A 20,234-nucleotide genomic window follows, 5' to 3' on the forward strand; every position below is an offset into this window, starting at 1 on the left:
GGATTCCTCCGGGTTCGGTGGGGTGGGTCGCGAGCGGTCTCACGCCAGCGCCAGGTCGCCGCAGCGGGGCGGCCAATGCCACCAGACGCCTTGGCGCCCTTCGCGCTGGATGATCAGGCGCGTGAAGGAGTTGATCGTGGTTTGGGTCGCGAAGAAGCGGTCCAGCACCGCACCGAGGCGGTAGAACCCCGATCCGCTGAAGCTGGAATCGTCGACCGTCAGGGTGATTTCGAGGCCGCGGCAGAACCCCCGTCGATCCTGGCTGTTCAGGTGGTGGAACTGTGGACGGCACTTCAGGCCGCGCAGGCCGCGAATCTGGCGGGCCGCGTCGGCGTTGTCGCGCGGGGCGAACAGGAACAGCGTCTCTTGGAGTGCCGCCAGGCCGGCGGGGCCGTCCAGGGCCAGGTGATCGAGCGACAGGTTGGCGACGAGCTGCCAGAGGGCGGCCTGGTGGCGGACGGGATCCACCGGCAGGGTCGGCTTGACCAGCAGGTGGGCCTGGGCCAGCGGCGAGGCGCACTCGAGCTGGAGCATGGCGCCGCTGGGGAGTTCCGCAGCCAGGCCGCGATTGGTGCACAGCATGTGGGCGAAGATCAGGCGCGTGTTCGGCCGCGTGGTGCCGCCGTGGGCGTCCACCAGGCTCAGCATCATGTCCGTCCCCGGGATGTCGTCCTGAAAACTCGTGCGACGTCGGGCCTTCCAGAAACAGGGGTGATCATCGTCGGCGCTGAAGTGGCGGTAGCCGTAGTAGGGCGGAATCGTGCCGCTGGTGGGATCGGCGGGCGCATCGGAGACGTGTTGGATGCGGTAGATTTCGGTCGTTCGGCGGGCGCAGGCATCGGGCAGCAGCGGGTATTCCAGTTGGGTGTCGTCGATGCGGATCGGGTCGCTGGCCATGGGAAAGAGGTTGATGATGGGCACCGCACCCAGACGGAATGTGTGGCGGTCGATGGTCAACTCGTTGGGGTGTTCGGTGAGCAGGATCGCCAGGTCGAGCCGGCCCACCGCGCCGTGGCCGGACAGGCCGTCGATCTCGAAGAAACGGAACTTCTGGGGGAAGTGAAAGTACTCCTGGAGCAGGCGGAACCCGGGCCGCGCGGTTTCGGGGTAGGGCAGCAGGGCGTGGGCGTCGTCCAGGCCCCAGGGTTTCAGGTGGGCCGGGCCCAACATGCGCGCCCGGGCGGGATCGCCGTCGGGAATCAGCGCCAGCCCGCGAACCCCGCCAAACAGCGCATCGAGCAGGGCCGGCACCGTGGCCCGATCGCCGTCCACGTAAAAACGCAGGTTCGCCACATCCATCTCGTCCAGGGTACTGGCCGTCGCTTCCAGGGTCAGTTTCAGCACCGTGGCCACCCCGCTCGGGACCCTCGGCAGGTCCAGGTGATCGGGGGCGACGAAGGTGGCCGAGACCACGTCGATCGGCCACAGGTCCAGATCGGCGGCGGTGCGGAAGCGACAGCGCAGCCCGCGGCTGGACTCGGCCGCCAGCGGCGTGTGGCGCGGCAGGTGGTAGGCCGAGGTGAGGACCAGGTCGGGATCGAGGAAGTCGAACTTGGCGACCGACATCGCCGGCACCGGGACCACCCACTGGGGATAGAGCACTTCCAGGAAGGATTCGGCGATGTGGGTGTAGCCCGAGTCGATGCGGTCCTGGAGCCGGGAGCTGAGCAGGGCGAAACCTTCCAGCAGCCGTTCCACGTGGGGATCGGCGCAGTCGTTGGGGGCCAGTTGGAGGCGCGCGGCCACCTTGGGGTGGCGCTTGGCGAAGTGTTGGCCCATGCGGCGCAGGTAGGTGAGTTCGGACAGGTATCGGGAAAACGTCTCCGAGTGGTTCACGGGTATCTCCAGGGGGAAAACGCGAGCGAGGTGGTGGTTCAGGGTTCCATGGTGCGGAAGGCACCGGGCAGGCCGATCGAAATGATGCCGCCCCACATGCACATGCACTTGGAGCAGTTGTTGAGGGACGGCATGTTGCCCACCAGCACCGTCGGCGAGCCGGGCAGCCAGGGGGCGATCGTCATGGGGATGCAGGGCATCGGGGTCAGGACCCCCAGGGCGGCCGCGGTGGCCGCCGCGACGGTGGGATTGGCGAGCGAGGAGCAGAGTCCGTGGGGCATGATGTTCAGCAACGGTTTGTGGTCCATGATGTTGGCGGCGGGTTTCCCCTCCGCCAGCGTGCGGGCGATGGGCAGCACGTTGAGCTGGCCCGGGGCGAGGCCGAAGGTGCAGGCGGTCATGGCCGTGGCAGTCACTTGGAGGGACATGGGGTCTTCCTTTCGTCGACGACGCGTGCCTCTTGCGGAAGAGGTCCGGCCCGGGTTCGCGGACACCGCGGATGTGCCGGTGTCGCGGGTCAGAGTTGCAGGTAGAGCGGGAACGAGACCGGTTCCACCACCGTGCCCATGGGCATCAGGGCGCGCAGTTCGAAGTGGAAACGGCCGGTGCGGAACTCGCGGCTTCGGGGAAGGACCCGCGGTTCCCGGAGACGGGGCTCGAAAGCCAGGATCGCCTCGTGCACGATGTGGGCGACCAGTTCGCGATCGGCCTTGGAGGTGGTGCATAGGTGGAGCATGTCGGGCAGGCCAAAATGCAACACGGTCTTTTCCAGGGACAGCCATTGCTCGATGGGGAGCCCGACGCGGGTTTGCAGCAGCGCCATCAGTTCCGCGCGGATCGAGTCCAGCAGGCCGGCGCGGTCCAGGGTCCGCAGCGGGATCGGTTCGTCGCGGCGCTCCGGTTCGTGATCGAAGAGTCGGGTGAACAGCGGTGCGGGCACCCCCGATTGCGGTTTCAGCGAATCCATGACGTGTTCCTTTCTCGAGGTGATCGCATCCGCAAGAAAACGGCGACCGGGGTCCGCCGGCCGCCGCGCGTGACCTTAGGCCGCGGACTTGTTCTCGCGGATATCCCAACCTGCAGCCATCTGTCCTTGGGGCAGACCGGTTTCGCGCTGGTCCTTGTACTCCCATTTGATGGTGCTGTAGTTCAGGGTCAGGTTCTCCATCGGATTGCCGCCGGCGCCGGCCGACACGCTGTAGGAACTGATGAGCACGTCGTGCAGCGTGTAGGTGATGATCGGGATCAGGTTGGAGCCTTTCTCGCGGCAGATCTTGATGGTCACTTCCGGGATCGGATCGGCCTGGCAGCACTTCTCTTGGATCTTGACGGAGGTGTTGTCCATCACCTTGGAAATGCTGACGTCGTTGTGGTGCACGTAGCCCTGGGTACGGCCTTCCTTACCAGGGATACAGAATGCATTCATGCTGAGGCCGTGGCTGAACGAGCTCACACCCACGTGTTTTTCGTAGCCCTTGGTGAGCGTGTCGCCTTCGATGCCTTGCAACGTCATGAAAATATTGAACATGATTTACTCCTCGATTGATGGGGATCGGTTGTGGGGGGCCGCCGTGGGTGGCGGACCGGCCCCGGTTTCGGGTTGATGCGAACAGGGATTGCTCTTGGCATTTCGATGATCACGAGAGAGGAACGCGATGGGCGGCTTCGCTGGGGAAGGTCCGTTGCCGTGGGCGATCAGGCGCTGGCGGGCGGCGGCAGTTCGGCCACCAGCCGCAGCGACATGCTCAGCTCGTCCAACTGGAAGTGGGGCCGCAGGAAGACCACGGCGCGGTAGCTGCCGGGGCGGTTGGGGTTCTCCAGCACGTCCACGCGTGCCTCGCGCAAGGGGTAGCGGGCCTTGGTTTCGTACTGCGCGTTGTCGTCCAGCAGCACGTACTGGCTGATCCAGGTGTTGAGGAACTTGCTGATCTGATCGCGGGTCGCGAAGCTGCCGATCTTGTCGCGCATCATGGCCTTCAGGTAGTGGGCGAAGCGGCTGCTGGCCATGATGTAGGGCAGCATCGACGAGATCCGCGCGTTGGCCGAGGCCTTGTCGTTGCTGTATTCCTTGGGTTTGTTGACCGATTGCGCACCGAAGAAGGTGGCGTAGTCGGTGCCCTTGCAGTGGACCAACGGAATGAAGCCCAACTCGGTCAGTTCCTTCTCGCGGCGATCGGTGATCGGCACTTCGGTCGGGCATTTGAGCATCTGGTCGCCGGCGTCGGTGGCGAAGGTGTGGGTGGGCAGGTCGCTGACGACGCCGCCGCCTTCCACGCCGCGAATCGCGGCACACCACTTGTACTTGGCGAACGAGTCGGTCATGCGTTGCAGAAAGGCCCAGGAAGCGTTGCCCCACAGGTATTTGTCGTGGTCGCGGCCGGTGACGTCCTCTTGGAAGCCGAACTCTTCCACCGGATTGGTCTCCGGTCCGTAGGGGCCGCGCAACAGGATGTGCGGCAGGGTCAGCGCGAAGTAGCGGGCGTCTTCGGTTTCGCGGAAGCCGCGCCACTTGGCCAGCTCGGTGCTCTCCATCAGTTTGCTCAGGTCGCGCGGGTTGGCCAGTTCGGTGAAGCTGTCCATGTCGAACAGGTTGGCCGAGGCGGCGGCCACGAAGGGCGCGTGGGCCGCGGCGGCCACTTCGCTGATCATGCGCATCAGGGCCACGTCCTTGGCGCCGCGACCGAACTCGTAGTCGCCCATCAGCACCGAGTAGGGTGCGCCGCCGAAGGTGCCGAACTCCTCGCTGTAGATCTTCTTGAACAGGGCGCTCTGGTCGAATTCGACGGCCTTCTCGAGATCGCTTTGGAGCTCGTCCTTGCGCACGTTGAGCACGCGCAGTTTCAGGCTGGACCCGGTTTCGCTGTTCTTGACCAGGTAGCTCAGGCCGCGCCAGGTGGATTCCAGCTTCTTGAAGGGTTCGGCGTGCATGATCGCGTTGAGTTGGGCGCTGATCGCCTCATCCAGTTGGGCGATGCGCTCGTTGATCATGGCGATCGTATCGTGGTGGACCGCGACGGTCTCACGCTCCATGACCTGTGCCACGAAGCTGTCGATCAACTCCACGGCCCGATCGCGCTGGGACTGGTTGCGGGCCATGCGGCCTTCCTGAATGATGCGGTCCAGGAGCGGCTGCTCCTCGGTGGCCGTGGCGGTCGCGGTCTGTTCCATGGCTGCTTCAGTCATCGCTGCCTCCCAACTGCTGTTTCAGGGCTTCGCGCTCCTCCGAATTGTTGAGAACCTCTTGGAGCAGGCCGTCCAGGTCTTCGTTGCCGTCGAGTTTGGAAATCAGGTCCTTGAGGCGGATGCGGGCCTCCAGCAGCTTGGCCAGGGCCGGAACCTGGCTGACCACGCGGGTCGGACTGAAATCCTCCAGCTCGGCGAAGTCCAGTTCCACGTCGAGCTTGCCGTTGCCGGTCAGCACGTCGTCCACGCGAAAACTGAGATGGGGATCGCTGGCGGCCAGGACCTTGTCGAAGTTCTCGCCGTCGATTTCCACGAACTTGCGCTTCTTCAGCGGTGGCAGGGGTTCTTTGGGCTCGCCCGACAGGTCGGCCATGATGCCGGCGACGAAGGGCAGCTCCTTGACTTCGGTGTTCTCGCCTACTTCGACGTCGTAGGTGATTTGCACGCGGGGCGGTCGCACGCGACCGATTTTGTGCTGGGTACTTTGGGACATGGCGTTCTCCTTGGTTGGGTTTCGATGGAATGGTTCGGAAGGGTCGAGGGGTGGCGCGCGGGCGGAGGCTGGTCCGCCCGCGCGATCTGGCGGTGGTCGGTGCGGGGCATCGCGGTCGTCGCTTCGGGGTTTGCCGCGCGGCGATTTCGAGCTGTTCCGGTGGTCGAGCCGACGCTCCGGGTCCTTGCTATATCTTTTCTGGCCAGGGGTTTATGGGGCGGACACTGATGGCGATCAACTCCTTTTCGCCGACGTGGTGGCGGACGCTGCGCAGGACCCGGTAGTGCGACGGCGCCAGAATGACGTCGGCCGTTCGGGGATCGTGGCCGGAACGTGGCGCGCCCAGGAACGGCGGTGGTGCCCGAAAGAGCATGGGGTATTCGATGCCGGTGTGGATGTGCAGGAAGATCTCGGTGGCTGACTCGCCGTCGCCGCCGGGTGCCAGGTTCCAAAAGGCGGGGGTCGGGACGGGCAAGGTCAGCCAGTCGCCGCGCATCAACAGCCGGTTGAACGGTCGCAGGAGCAGGGTTTCGGGAGCAGTGCCGCGATAGCCGATCGAGTCGGCGGTGCGGGCGTACAGCGGGGCCAGGTACTGGTGCCAAAAGCCGCGGAAGAAATCGAGGCAGGATTCGCTTTGGCATTGTTCGGCGGTGGTAAGGTCGCCCCGCAACCGTCCCTGTTCGTCGAGCCACCGGGTGTGATCCGTTTCCAGGAGTTCCGTCATGACCTGGCGGTAGTAGGGACTGAGCATGCGTTGCCGGTGTACGCGAACGAGTAGGTCCAGGTGCTGCTGGATCACGGTTTGGATCATGGTGTGCGGGGTGGCGGGCACCGCGGGATGTTGGGCGGTCGCGAGTGACATGAGGTACCTCCTTTCTCCTCGGACGACGTGAAGTGGCGTGGATGGGATGGGTTGCCGGGGTTCAGGGTGGGGGCAGGACTTCGACGCGCACGAGCGTTTTGTCGCTGGCCTGGCTGCTGTCGACCACCATCAGCGAGACCGGGTAGATGCCGGGTTGGTGGAAGACGTGGTAGATCTCGGGGCCGTTGCCGGCGCCACCGTCGCCGAAGCTCCAGTGGAAGTGGGTCAGGGCGCCGTTGTCGCTGCTGGAGCCACGCCCGCTGAAGATGACCGGTTGACCGGCGATCGCGCCGCTGGCGGGATCCATCTCGATCAGGGCGGTGGGCGGCTCGATTTCGGCCACCGTCACCTCGGCGGTGGCCAGGCTGGCCGCGCCCTGGTCGTCGATCACGGTCAGCAGGATCGGGTAGTGGCCCGGTTCTTCGTAGCGGTGACGCCAGGTCGACTGACCGCCGGTACGACGGGTGCCGTCGCCCATGTCGAAGCGATAGTTCACCAGGTGGCCGTCGGCGTCGTGGGAGGCCGAGCCGTCGATGACGACTTCCGCGCCGGGCTTGACCGTGGCCGGTGCGGCCGTCAGCACGGCGGTCGGGCGCTGGTTGCCGGCCACTTCCAGGTTCAGCGGTTCGGCCGCGGTACGGGCGCCTTGGTCGTCGGTCACGGCCAGGTTGACGACGTAGGTCGCGGCATCCGTGAAGACGTGGCTGATTCGAGGATCCTCGGTCGTGACGGCCTGGCCGTCGCCGAAATCCCAGTGATAGGACGCGACGGTGCCGTCCTCGTCCGCACTGGCGGATGCGTTGAAGTGAACCGCTTCGCCCGATCGGGGGGCGCCGGGCGAAAAGCTGAACTGCGCGGTGGGTGGCGTATTGGGCGTTTCGGCCTCGACCACGACCGTGGCCGTCGCCGAGTCCTCGGCATCCAGTTCGTCGGCCACCTTCAGCAGGATCGGGTAACTGCCGGGTTGGCTGTAGGTGTGGCGGGCGGTGACCCCTCGGGCCTCGGTGCCGTCGCCGAAGTGCCAGCGGAAATCACCGGGTGCAAGTGTCCCGTCCGGATCGTGCGAAGCGCTGCCGTCTACGAAAATGGGCTGGCCCACCACGACCTTCTCGGCCGAAACCGACATCATCGCTTCCGGGCTCCGGTTCCCGCTGATGGCGATCTCGGTGGTGTTCGTCTGGTCGCGAACCTGGACCGTCAAGGTCGCTTTCTCGATGTCTTCGGCGTAGGGACCGGTGAGGTGCAGGGTGTCCGATATCTCGCCGGCGGCGTTGGTCTTCTGCGAGAAATTGCCGCTCGTCAGCCAGCCGCGATCGCACGAGATCCAGACTTCCTCGCCGGGCAGGGCCTGACCCGATGCGCCGCGGACCTGGATGCGCAGCGAGACGATGCCCCCGGTCGCCGGGATCTGGGAGGGACCCGCCGAGATGCGTACCTCGCCGAGTGGCGCCCGGTGGTCGACGATTTCGATTTCGGCCTGAACGCTCTGGTCCAGTCCGGCCGCACCGGAGATCGCCGTGACCGTGACCGTGCCGATGGCGGCGTCGCTGTAGAACGTCGCCGTGGCCGAGCCGTTCTGGAGGACCACCTGCTCGGTCAGGGTGCCACCGGTGGCGACCAGGGTCACCGCGGTGCCGTCGAAGGCCGGCCGACCTCCGGCATTGGTGGCGAATACCGTGACTTGGGCGGCCTCGCCCATGTTGCCGATCTTGGCGGGCGCGACGCTCAATCTCAAGGTGCTGTTCTCGTCCAGTTCCGGCGTGCCCGACGCGCAACCGAGCAGCATCAGCGCGATCAGCAGGGTCGGCGTGTGGCGCAGGCGGGCGCGATACCCGTGCGGGAGTGGGTTCATGGCGTACATCTCCTGAAAGACGGTGGGTTTCGGTCAGGTACCCGAGGAAGATTCGGGGTTGGGGGTAGGTCGGGGATGGGGCTGCGGCAACGGTGTGGTCCTGGTGGCTTCCTCTCGCTGGGCCTTGCGCTTTCGGCGCTTTTTGCGGCGCAGTTTGCGCTTGTGCTTTTTGGGTTCGAAATCCCGCTCCAGCTTTTCGGGGTGTTGGAGGAACTCGGGCGAGCCGGGGCGGCCGTCGTAGATGTGCGGCGTGATGTAGATGACCATCTGGCTCTGCGACGTGGCGAGTTCGCGGTTGCGGAACAGCGCACCCAGCACGGGGACCCGACTGATGCCTGGCAGGCCCTTGCGGTCGGTTTCCTTTCGATCGAGGGACAGCCCGCCCAGGATGACCGTTTCGCCGTTGCGCAGGCGGACGGTGGAGTTCACCGAACTCACCGCCAACTGTGGTGGCACATTGTCCTCGACCGCGCCCTCGAAGGTGTTGAATTCGGTATGGATGTCGACCGTGATCAGGTCGTCGTCGATGACCCAGGGCGTGATCTGCAGTTGCGTGTTGGCCTCGACCGATTCCACCTTTTGGGTGGTGCGCACGCGAGGGTTCTCCTGGCCCACCAGTTCTTCGGTTTCGATGCGGTAGAAGAGGGTGCTGCCCACCACCAGATTGGCCGGTTTCCCGCTCAGCGAGGCGATGCGCGGCTTGGTCAGGACCCGCAGGTGGTTCTTGTGGTCCAGGGCTTCCAGTTGAAGCGTGAAATTCGAGGGCAACCGGGCGATGGTGAAGTTGTTGCCCTCGCGGCGGTACCCGTCGAGCGTGAAGTTCGGGGTGGGGAAGAGCTGTTGGCCATTGCCGCTGGTGATCTTCATGCCCAGGTTGAATTCGTCGAGCGTGTCGTACTTGACCACCACCACTTCCAGCAGCACCTGGGGCACCGTGCGGTCCAGGCTTCGCGCCACCTGCTCCAGCGCGCGCACCTTGGTGGGGTTGCCGGTGATCAGCAGGGCGTTGTGCTCCTTGATCTCCATCACCGTCACGCCTTCCAGCATCGGCTCCGGCAGCATGGGCGGGATCATGTTCACGTGGACCCGCTCGAAGGGAACCAGCAGGGTTTCGTTGAGGTAACTGGAGTTGCCCTTGCCAATGACGTGCACGCCGTCGCGGTTGTGGTAGTTGAAGGGCGTATCCGCCAGCAGCAGGGCCAGCAGGGCCTCGATGCTCATCTGGCGCAAGTCGACGCTGACCGTTCCCTCGACGCCGTCGCTGATCATCATCGGGTAGAGGCCTTCGTCGGCGATGGCGTGGAGGATGGTGGATAGCGGGGTGTTTTCGAACCAGATGTCGATCAGGCCGTTGCGGATGTGGACGCCTGGCACTCGGCCGAGGATGTGGATGTCGCGCTCGTGTTTGACGCCGAGTCCGTTGGCGCGAGCCAGGAAGGCGAGTGCTTCGGTGAAGGGCAGCCTGGATTGGAAGCTGGTGACGTTCTGGTCGGGATCGACCGAGTCGTCGAGGAACACGTTCTTGCCGGTGATCTGGGTCAGTTCTTCGGCCAGGTCGGCGAGGGGCAGACCGTCGAGGTCCAGGCCGAGCCACTGATCGATCGGATCGTAAAGGATGTCGTTGCGCACGTCCGGTTTTGGCAGTGGGCGCACATACACGAAATCGCCGAGGCGTTCACAGGAAATGGGGAAGAGGTGGGCGAGTTCGTTGAGCAGTTCGTTGATGCCGGTTCGCGATTCCGTGAGCTTCAGGGTGAATTGGAAGTCCAGGGCGCGGTCGACGACCAGCTTGATGCGGTGCTCACGGGCCAGCGTGCGCAGGAAGGGCGCCAGATCCAGGTCTTCGGCGATGACGCTGCCGAGCCGGACGTCCGGTTCGAAAAAGGCCGTGAAGCCTGGACTGAGCAGGGTTTCTTCGTGGACGGGCTTGGCTTGGGATTCCGCTGGAGCGGGCCCATCGGAAGCCGCGGCCGTCGTCGGCGCTGCCACACCCGCTTTTGGTTCCTGCGCAGTTGCGGCGGCATCGGGTCGAGGTTTTTCCGTGGGTTGGGACACGGGCGATTCGGGTTTGGAGGCGGGCAGTCGTTTACCCGCTTCGGCTTGGGCCTTGCCGGCGGCCTTCCGGCCTTTGGTCCGGGCCGAGTCGATCAGGTCACTTGCGGATGCCGGTGCTGACTTTGGGTTGGGTGAGACCTGTTCCGTCGGGGCGGAGGATTGGGGCGCTACCGGCGCGGGATTGGCCTGGCTATGGAGATCGACGTGACTTTGGGCGAACAGCATCATCAGGGCCGAGCCAAGCGAGAAGTAGCCGAAACATAGTATGGGTAACGTCATCGTCGTTCGCCTTTGGGTTATGGGTAGGTATTGGGATTGGGGACTTGTGATACTGGGATTGGTTAGGGTGATCGAACCCTGCTGAATTTAGGCTGGAGGGGCCGTGCCCATCCCGATCGACAGTGACTGCGGGTTTTCACCACCGAGTTCACGGAGGAAACGGGGGAGCGTTTGTTTGGTATAAATTGTTTTGTTTTAGGTGTTTGCATCTTCTTCTTCACGGTTTCTCCCCGAGTGGTCGAGAAAAGATCGCGGCTTGTCTCGAGGGGTAGGAGTACCAGGCCGTTTCGTGAGGTGAATTCGGCATGTGTCCGGTCGGGAAAAATCCCGAGGGGGCGTCCCGTCGAAACGACTGGGCGTCAGGCGGGAATCGTGGCGGTTTCCCCTCAACCGGCCCATCACCCAACGAGTGAAAGCGCCATGATTTACAAACCGCCGTGATTCCGTTGCCGACACCAGGGGCCTGACGACCGATCGCTCGATCGATGTGGGACCCCCCCTCGGGCAGGTTGCCGGGAAGAACGCGAGCAGGGTGTTCGCGCTCCGTACTCCGTATCTGCGTCGGTAAAGGGCAAGGCCGGTGCCAACCAGGGAATACTCTTGGAATGTGTTGAATAAAGCATATGAAGTGAGTGACTTAAGGGCGTTTTTGGGCATGGCGGAACGGTGCGCGATGGCGAAAAAGCGCCCCTGGCCGGAGCGAAGGTGAAACCGACCGAGTTGCACATGTTCACTCCCCCGGATACAGGTTCACGAGGGGACGGTTCACCGCCCCTCGTGAACCCCCGAAGCAGTCCCCCCCTTCCGCAGCGTGTTGCCATGGCCGTAGGTGGAGCAGGGCCGCGAAGGCAGCTTGCCTTACCGGCCCTGCTCCACCAATCGAAGTAACCAAGATCGGGAGTTCTCCCCAACTTGCGAGGGGGCGCAATGCCAGGTAGGTGCGACCGCTGGTCGCACATTCCGAAGCAATCAGGCCAGAAGTCCCCGCATCTTGAGAGGGCCGATAAGGCCTGTAGGTGGAGCAGCCTGCTCCACCAATCGAAGCAACTCAAGCAACGACAATCCATTGCGCCAAAGAGCAAAGCCGATCATTTCCCTTTCCACCCCAATCGAAAGCCGTGAAGTCCAAAGTCCCCGCATCTTGAGAGGGCCGATAAGACTTGTAGGTTGGCCCGCCGGGCCGACACGTCGAAGCCGAACCCGCGGGAGTTCCTGAATTCCGATGAGTGGCGCAAGGCCTGTAGGTGGAGCAGCTTGCTCCACCAATCGAAGTCGATCGGCGTCGAAGAAGACAAGCGCCAAAGAGCGGAGCCCATGTGACGCTGGACGGCCCAAAATCGAAGTGATCAAATCCGGAAGCCCCCCTAAGGTTGCCATAGGCGCGGGGCTTTTGAGTTGCCAGCCCCAGAAGTGGAAGCGATTCGTCCCACGACGGGAAATGAGGAAATGAGCGGCTTCAACTCGTGGTCATCATCGAGGAAAAGCTCCATTTTTGATGTAACACATTTTGTTTAAATAAATTGCTTCGATTGGCAGAGGTGGCGACCTGCGTAGCCCGGCTCACCTACAAGTCTTGCCGATCCTGCCGGACGGCTCTCTTTTGAGGTGGATATTGCATGGTTGGACCGCTTCGGGGATGTGTTTAGGGTGTGGTTTCGGGCTCCGCTCTTGGAGGCGACGATTCGCGGAGGAAGCCGTCGCTTCGATTGGTGGAGCAAGCTGCTCCACCTACAGGCCTAAGGCCCCTCTCGCAATGGGGGTACTTTGGACTTTGCGGCTTTGATTGGGGTCGTGAGGGAAATGATCGGCTTCGCTCTTTGGTGCAATTGATTGTCGTTGCTTGGGTTGCTTCGACGTGTCGGCCCGGCGGGCCAACCTACAGGCCTAACGCCGCTCACAGAGAACTCGGGCTCTGCGGTCGTATTACCGATTGGCGATCTGGCGTGTCCGCATCGCGGGAGAGGCGTCGTGCTCGCCGTGCCGCAGGCGCCTACCCCGTCCGGAAATCGTGCTTGCTCAGCAGGCGGTGGAGATAGGATCGCTGCATGTCGGCTTCTCGCGCCGCCGCGGACACGTTGTTGCCGTTTTCCGCCATGAGATGGGTCAGGAACTGCTTCTCCACCTCGTCGGCCGCCTGCTGCTTGGCCTCTTCCCGCACCCGTTTCAAGACCTCGTTGTTGAGCGTTTCGAATCGGAACGCCGGTTTTTCGGCCGGCGCCTCTTTCCGATTCAACTGGGCTCCATAGGCCATCAACACCGCCGGCGGCAGGCGGTTCGGCCCGATCAGGTCCGATTCGGCCAACAGGCAGCAGCGCTCGATGATGTGCGACAGCTCGCGTACATTGCCGGGGAAATCGTAGTGCTCCAGAATCTTCAGGGTGTCGCCGGCCAGCCGCCCTTCGCCCCCGCGTTTCCAGTGTTTTTTCAGGAAATAGTCGACCAGGAGCGGAATGTCGCTCTTGCGCTCGCGCAGGGCCGGCAAGGTCACCTCCACCACGTTCAAGCGGTAGTACAGATCTCGGCGGAAGGTGCCCTTCTCGATCATGGCCGGGATATCCTGGTGGGTCGCCGAGATCACCCGCACGTCCACCTTCTCGACGCGATCGGAGCCAACCCGCTGGAATTCGCCGAATTGCAGGAATCGCAGAAGCTTGGCCTGCACGACCAACGGAATCTCGGCGACTTCGTCGATGAACAGCGTGCCGCCGTCGGCTTGGGCGATACGGCCCAGCCGATCGCTGTGGGCGCCGGTGAAGGCGCCGCGCTTGTGGCCGAACAATTCGGCCTCGAACAGGCTTTCGGGCAGGGCGCTGCAGTGAATGACCACGTAGGGTTTTTGGGCGCGCGAGCCGTGATCGTACAGGGCCCGGCCGATCAGCTCCTTGCCGGTGCCCGTCTCGCCGCGCACCAGCACCGGTGCATCGGATTCGGCCACCTTGGCGACCAGATCGAGCGTATGCACCAACTTGGGATGGCGGCCGACGATGTGGGGAAATCGGACGGTCGGTGTCGCGGCACGATCGTAGGCTCGCAGCGCGGCCTCGACCGCCGCACGCATCTCCTGGCGGTCGAAGGGCTTCATCATGAAACGGAAGACCTGGACCTCGTTGATCGCTTTGACGACGACCTCGAAATCGGTGTACCCGGTGAGGATCATGCGCTTGGCCCTGGGTACCAGGGTCTGGGCCTCCTTGAGCAGTTCGAGCCCGCTGAGACGCGGCATGCGTTGATCGGAAATGATGAGCTGGAGACGCTCCGGGTCGTCGAGCCGCTGAATCAGCTCGAGCGCGTCCTGGCCGTCCACGGCCGTCAGGACCTCGTAGTCTTTCTCGAGCAGCCGCTGCAGGACCAGCAGGTTGGAGGGCTCGTCGTCGACGACCAGAATGGTGCGTCGTTTCTGTGGCGAAGGCGCCTCTCGGAGGGCTTTCAATGCTTTCTTGTTGAACACCGTCATCGACCCGAACCCGTTTTCTATATAATCATGTTTTGAATCGCGCCAGGGAAACTTGCCCCGGTTCGTAACACCGTCGAACAAGGTATTTTAGCCTATACGAACGAGCACGGCCAGATCACCTACCGCCGAACCGACCGGCCTCGGCGTTCCCGTGGATTTTGGCGTCGGCTTCACCGGAATCGATCGGCGCAAGCAGGTGGGTCTGTCGAAAGGGCGACGTTCGGGGTATGCGCGCACAGCCAAGCGGCTCGGGCGGGTCGGGTACCGACGGCCAGGGGTCGTCTCCCTATGTCGGGGACCCGCGGCAACGCGCTGGTCATGCGGGCACTCCTGGATTGGATCACTTCGAAGGGTTCATTCGGCGGGCTTTCCGCCCCTGGCCCATCTGCAGGCCCGACGTCCCTCCTGGAACAGCGAGGAACGCCGAGCGGTTGCGCTAGGCCAGGCTCGGTTCCGGTGCCAGGGCGCCGGTTTCGCCGGCGGGCTCCTGGGCCTGCGGCAACCACACGGTGAACGTGGTGCCGCGCCCTGCGGTCGAGTCGACCTCGATGCGGCCGCCACAATCGTGCACGATCTGGTGACTGGTGAACAGGCCGAGGCCGGTACCCGAACCCACTTCTCGGGTGGTGTAGAAGGCATCGAACAAGCGGCCCATTCGCTCGGGCGCAATGCCGCAGCCGTTGTCGCGAATGTGCACCGCGACCTCTCCGCTCGTCCGATCGGCCGTGATCGTCACCCGGCCGGTCTCGCGTTCGGCCGTTTGAATCGCTTCGCAGGCATTGGCGAGCAGGTTCGTGAAGACGTGTTCCATGGCCTCCGATCGGCTGGCCACCCGAATCGTCTCGTCGATTTCGACCTGCAGTTGGATCGAGGGGTGGATCGCCGAAAGCATGTCGATGGCTCCGGCAAGACTGTCGACCAGGCGCGCCTCGGCGTGACCGACCCGATCGAGGGACGTCAGCCGCATGAGGTTCGCCACGATTTTGGTGATCCGCTTCGAGCCCATGCGAATCAGTTCGATGTGTTCGTCCATGCCGCCGAGTCGCTCGTCGAAGGCCTCGACCAGTTCGGTGTCCGGCTCGTCCCCCAGTAGTGCCAGCAGGAAGTCCCGGAAACGGGTCAGGTCCACGGCCAGGCTGTCGGCGCCGCCCGCGATGAAATTGTTGGGATTGTTGATCTCGTGGGCGATGCCCGCGGTCATGGTGCCCAACGAGGCCAGCTTCTCCTGGCGCAGGATGATCTCCTGGTTGTGGACGATCTCTTCCTTTTGGCGCTCGATCGCCCGCAACAGGCGCGCGCGGGATACCGCAGCGGTCGCGTGCTCGCGGAAACGGTCCAACCGGCGGGCTTCGATATCGCTGAAGGCGAAGGTCTCGCGTGTGTTGGAGAAGACCAGGAAGCCCTCGACGCGGGCCTCGATGGTGATGGCCAACGCCACCAGCGAGAGGGACGGCTCCAGGGTGGCCAGGGCCGCGATCGGGGCCAGCGCGCCCGCGTTGTCGATGCGGAAGATGTTGGCCCCGATGCGCTCGCTCTGGTGCATGTAGCGATCGATCAGCGCCTTCCATTCGATGCGGACTTCGCTCAGCATGGCCACCTCCTGGCGACTGTGACCGACCATCGCCGTGAATCGGAAGCGGTCCTCCTCGCGCACCAGCAGGGCGGCGCGGTCGGCGGAGTCGAACAGTTTCAGACCCTGGTGCAACAGCACTTCGAAGATTTCCTCGAGGTGGGCCAGCCGGTTCAGGGCCCGCACGATGCCATACAGGTTCTGCAACTCCGCGTGCTGGGTTTCCACCTCGGCCGTGCGCTCGGCGAGCTGTTGCGTGCGCGTCCGGACCTTGTCTTCGAGGTTGCGGTGCAGGTCCAGCAAGTCGCGCTGGGTGCGGATGCGGGCCAGCAGTTCTTCCTTGGATACCGGCTTGGCGAGGAAGTCGTTGGCGCCCAACCGGAACGCGGCCACCAGATCGGTCAGGCCGGTCTTGGCCGTGAGGAAGATGACGGGCATCTCCTGGAGGCGATGGCTTTCACGGATGGTGCGGCACACCTCGTAGCCGGTCACGCCCGGCATCATGACGTCGAGCAAAATCAGGTCGATGTCGGGATCCGGGGACTGCAGGGTCTCCAGTGCCTGATGGCCGTCGCCCACCGTCGTGACGCGATATCCATGGGTCAGCAGGTGATTTTGCAGGACGCGCCGGTTGACCGGTTCGTCGTCCACAACCAGGACGTGCAGGCCCACCGGCTCGGCGACCGGCTGCACCGTGCCGTCCTCCTGACCGTCGGCCGTGATCACGACGGGAAGTTGGGGCGCTACCACAGATCGACCGGTCTGGATGTCGGTTGCCAAGGGCAGCGTGAACGTGAAGGTCGAGCCTTGGTTCGGCACCGAGTGCACGCCGATGTGGCCACCCTGTTGCTCGATGAGCGCGCGCGAGATACTGAGACCGAGGCCCGTGCCGCCACGTGCCCGGGTGGCCGAGCCGTCGAGCTGCTCGAAGCTGTTGAAGATCGTCTCCCACTTGTCGTGCGGGATGCCGATGCCGGTGTCCTGTACCGAGATATGGGCCGAGCCGTCGCATTGCTCGGCACGGATCGAGACCTTGCCCGTGTCGGTGAACTTGACCGCGTTGCCCACCAGGTTGTGGACGATTTGCTGGAGGCGGTTCTCGTCGGCGGCGACCATGGGGAAATCGGCGGGCACCTCGTTGACCAGCATGAGTGGCCGGTCGCGAATGCGCGGTCGGGTGAGGGTCAGGACCAGATCGACGGCGGCGCGCAGGTCGACCGGCTCGATGCGCAGGTCGAGGACGCGGTGACGCAGTTGGGAGAAGTCGAGCAGGTCGTCGACGAGATGGGCCAGGCGATGGCCCTCGGCCACGACCAACTGGAGGTTGTCGGCGATGCCGCGGGCCAGCTTGCCGGCAGCGCCGTCGATCAGCGATTCGGTGAGGCCGATGATGCCCTGGAGCGGGGTGCGCAGCTCGTGGGAGGTATTGGCCAGGAATTCGTCCTTCAGCTTGTTCAATTGACCCAGCCGCGCGGCCACCTTTTGCGCTTCGCTCGCAAGCATGCGGTCCTTTTCCGCACTCTCGCGCGCATGGCGTGCAATCTCCTTCTCCTGGTTGGCGATGTGCCGCTGGCCCTCCAGTTTGGCTCGTTGTTGGAACAGGTAGATCGCGACCAGGGTCGCCACCGTGAGGGCATACAACAGCTTGGCCCACCAGGTCAGCCAGATCGGAGGGAGCACCGAAAGCCGCATTTGGGCGGATCGTTCGCTCCAGACCCCGTCCTCGTTGGTCGCCTGGACCCGGAACCGATAGTCGCCGGCGTCGAGATTGGTGTAGGTGGCGTTGCGTTGGGTGGCGTCGGTCTCGATCCACTGCTTGTCGAAACCGTCCATGCGGTAGCGGTAGCGAAGGTGTTCCGGTTGGGTGAAGTGGAGCGCGGTGAAGTCGAATCGCACCATGCGTTGTTCGTGGGACAGGGTCAGGGCTTCCGTCGCCGATGGCAGGGTTTCCAACGGGGCCTGCAACGCGATGGCATGCGGCATGTTCGGTGCGCGGGTGATGGATTTCCCCGCCAAGGAGATGTCGGTGAAGGTGACCGGCGGTTGGTAGTCGGAAAGGCCGATGCGGTCGGGTCGGAAACGACAGAAGGTGTTGCCGCCGCCGAAGTACAGCCGACCCGCGGCATCGGTGATCGACACGTTTTGGGAGAAGGCGACGGGCAGGATGCCGTCGCTCTTATCGTATGTCTCGATGGCTTCGGTGACCGGATCGAACTTGACCAGATAGCCGACACTCCCGAACCAGAGGTTGCCGGCCGGGTCCTCCAGCATGTCGAAGACCATGTCACTCGGTAGGCCATTGCGACTTGTCCACTGTCGGAATCGACCGTCGTCGGGGTCTCTTCGGTTCAAACCGCCGCCATAGGTCCCGATCCAGAGCGCGCCGTCGGCGGTCTCGTGAAGCGCGAGAATGTCGTTGTTCGAGATGGTGCCTGGGGTTCCGGGGTTTTTGGTGAACCGTTCGAATGCCGTTCGTTCCGGCAGGAAACGGATCAGTCCCTTGCCGAGGGTTCCGATCCAGAGATGTCCCGACCGATCCCGATACAAGGTCATGACCACCCCGCCGGGAAAGGCGGTCGGGTCGTTTTTGTCGCTTCTGAATCGGGTGAAGCTGCCCGTTTCGGTGTCCATGTGGTTGAGTCCGCCGCCATAGGTTCCGACCCACATCGCGCCCGGTTCATCGGGGAGGAGCGCCGTGACGCGGTCGTAGCTCAAGGAATCGGCGACCTTGGGGTCGTGGGTGTAGCGATTCCTGGCGCCGTTCTCGGGATTCAGGCGTTCGATCCCGTGATTCTCGTAGCCGATGTAAACGAGGCCCTTGGCATCGATGGCCAGGGCCCTGACGTCGTTGTGGGCAAGTGCGAGCGGACCTTTCGATTCGGTCGACAGGTGCTCGAAACGCGTTCGTTCGGGGTCGAAAATGCCGATGCCGTTTTTCCGGTATCCGAACCAGATCCGGTTGTCTCGATCGCGAATCACGTCGGTAATCGTGAGTTCATCGAGTTTGGGACTGGCCTCGAGATGGATGTAGTTTTCGAAAGGTTTCTGGTTCAGATCCACACGGCTCGCCCCGTAACCCTCGGTCCCGACCCAGACCGCGCCCGAATGATCCAGGCCTATCGCCATCAGCTCATTGGCGATGATGGAGGTGGGGTTCCCGGGTTCGTACGAAAAGGAACGGATGGCACCCGTTTTCGGATCCAGGCGGACCAGCCCGGCTTTGTACGTGGCGATCCACAGGCATCCTTTGGGTCCGTCGACCATGCCGGTGATCATGCCGAACGCCGGCTTCACGGCTTCAAAGCGAGTGACCTGCAGGGAGTCGGGGTCGATTCGGTGAAGTCCCGCTTTGTAGGTACCCACCCAGATTGAACCGGAACGGTCTTCGTGGAGGCTCACGATGTCGCGATCACCGATGCTGCCCACTTCCCCGGGATCGGTCGGAAACACATGGAGTTCGTCGGTTTCGGGGTGCCACCGCCACAAACCGTCGTTTTGGGTACCGATCCAAAGGATGCCCGCGCGGTCCTCGTGCACGGACAGAACGCTCACGGGATCCGATCGGTCTCCGCGGAGCCCCGCTAGATCGATGTGCTCGAAGGTTTCCGTGTGCGGGTCGAATCGGTCCAGGCCGCCGTTCACCGAACCTACCCATACCGACCCGGAAGGACTGACGTGCAGGTCGTACAAGTCGTCGTGGCTGATGCTGTTCGCCAGGTCGGGATCGTGGCGGTAGGTGCGACATTTGCCCGTGCGGTGGTCCATGCGGTTCAATCCGGCACCCCGGGTGGCGATCCAGAGATCCCCCGATGGTTCCTCTCCCAGCTTTCGGACGTGGCTGGCGCCGATTGCGTCGGGATCGCCGACGGCGGCACGAAAGACGATGAATTCTTGGCCGTCGAAGCGGTGCAGCCCGTCGTCCGTGGCGATCCACACGAAACCGCGTCGGTCACAAAAGATGTCGAACACCCTCGATCCGCCGAGGCCGTCGTCGAGGGTGTAGTGGGAAAAGCGGAGCTGGGTGGCGTCCTCTGCCCAAACGCCGATCACGAGACCGAGCCAGATCATGGAAGCGACAGCGAAACCGAACCGATTCAGTGCGTACACGGGCCCTCCTTCGAGCTCATGGACGACTCACCCCGATCCGGAGCGAGGGCCGCGATCCAATCCTGGCAATGCCTTGGGAACCAATGTGATCCAAGGTGCGGAAAGATCGGGCCTCGTGGGGAGGATGCCCATGCGAAGGGGCGCTGTCGTTCAATCATGAACCAGGGGTGCCGAAGCGGAATCGGGAAGTGGCCCGATCCTCGGGGTACCGATCCGAAGCCGGGTGTGAATTCGGAAAGGGAAGAGGCGGCGCAGTTCGAACGGGCCGGAATCAAAGGAGCCGGATCACGATCGCGACGATGGCATGGGAAGAGCGGAAGGTGAGTCGAAAAGACAGGTATGAAAAAATTGAATAAGAGACATTTTTATCGATGGTTTGAAGATATATCACGGCGAATCCCAAGCGCGAGGGCTGGATGTCCTGAATGTGACAAAAAGCAAAAGGTACGGGAAACTTCTGGGAAATTGTTCGAAAGTGGTATTTGGCGAAACTTCGCACCTCGCCGCCCGGTGGAAACGAGCCAAAAGCATATGCGATGCCGT

General features: G+C 63.6%; 11 protein-coding genes. All 11 read right to left on the bottom strand.

All coding sequences use genetic code 11. The features are described from left to right. Positions 1 to 39 precede the first annotated feature (39 nt). Positions 40 to 1,836 (bottom strand): type VI secretion system baseplate subunit TssF, encoded by a 1,797-nt coding sequence (tssF, locus tag J3U87_RS00725; RefSeq protein WP_237381105.1) that lies wholly within the window; start codon positions 1,834 to 1,836, stop codon positions 40 to 42. Between the two features lie 38 nt (positions 1,837 to 1,874). After that, positions 1,875 to 2,264 carry a DUF4280 domain-containing protein gene (locus J3U87_RS00730; RefSeq protein WP_237381106.1) on the bottom strand — a complete coding sequence of 130 codons (390 nt, stop codon included), beginning with the start codon at positions 2,262 to 2,264 and terminating at the stop codon, positions 1,875 to 1,877. 89 nt (positions 2,265 to 2,353) lie between these two features. Next, a complete protein-coding gene (tssE, locus tag J3U87_RS00735; protein WP_237381107.1) occupies positions 2,354 to 2,803 on the bottom strand; it encodes a type VI secretion system baseplate subunit TssE in 450 nt (149 codons plus the stop codon). A gap of 75 nt (positions 2,804 to 2,878) precedes the next feature. Beyond that, positions 2,879 to 3,364: an Hcp family type VI secretion system effector gene (locus J3U87_RS00740; protein ID WP_237381108.1), complete on the bottom strand. Its 486-nt coding sequence runs from the start codon at positions 3,362 to 3,364 to the stop codon at positions 2,879 to 2,881. Between the two features lie 167 nt (positions 3,365 to 3,531). Next, positions 3,532 to 5,019, bottom strand: coding sequence for a type VI secretion system contractile sheath large subunit (tssC, locus tag J3U87_RS00745; RefSeq protein ID WP_237381109.1), 1,488 nt, complete (start codon positions 5,017 to 5,019; stop codon positions 3,532 to 3,534). Further along, positions 5,012 to 5,512, bottom strand: coding sequence for a type VI secretion system contractile sheath small subunit (gene tssB / locus J3U87_RS00750; RefSeq protein ID WP_237381110.1), 501 nt, complete (start codon positions 5,510 to 5,512; stop codon positions 5,012 to 5,014). The genes tssC and tssB overlap by 8 nt, the downstream gene beginning before the upstream one ends. A gap of 187 nt (positions 5,513 to 5,699) precedes the next feature. After that, positions 5,700 to 6,374, bottom strand: coding sequence for a hypothetical protein (locus J3U87_RS00755; protein ID WP_237381111.1), 675 nt, complete (start codon positions 6,372 to 6,374; stop codon positions 5,700 to 5,702). Positions 6,375 to 6,435: 61 nt separating this feature from the next. Next, the gene (locus J3U87_RS00760) at positions 6,436 to 8,226 is read right to left on the bottom strand and encodes an Ig-like domain-containing protein (RefSeq protein ID WP_237381112.1); all 1,791 of its coding nucleotides are present in this window, start codon (positions 8,224 to 8,226) and stop codon (positions 6,436 to 6,438) included. A gap of 33 nt (positions 8,227 to 8,259) precedes the next feature. Continuing rightward, positions 8,260 to 10,560, bottom strand: coding sequence for a type II secretion system protein GspD (locus J3U87_RS00765; RefSeq protein WP_237381113.1), 2,301 nt, complete (start codon positions 10,558 to 10,560; stop codon positions 8,260 to 8,262). Between the two features lie 1,990 nt (positions 10,561 to 12,550). Continuing rightward, a complete protein-coding gene (locus J3U87_RS00770; RefSeq protein ID WP_237381114.1) occupies positions 12,551 to 14,014 on the bottom strand; it encodes a sigma-54-dependent transcriptional regulator in 1,464 nt (487 codons plus the stop codon). Between the two features lie 436 nt (positions 14,015 to 14,450). Continuing rightward, a complete protein-coding gene (locus J3U87_RS00775; RefSeq protein ID WP_237381115.1) occupies positions 14,451 to 19,691 on the bottom strand; it encodes an ATP-binding protein in 5,241 nt (1,746 codons plus the stop codon). Positions 19,692 to 20,234: the final 543 nt, after the last annotated feature.

Source organism: Sulfidibacter corallicola (assembly GCF_017498545.1).
GTDB classification, from domain to species: domain Bacteria; phylum Acidobacteriota; class Holophagae; order Acanthopleuribacterales; family Acanthopleuribacteraceae; genus Sulfidibacter; species Sulfidibacter corallicola.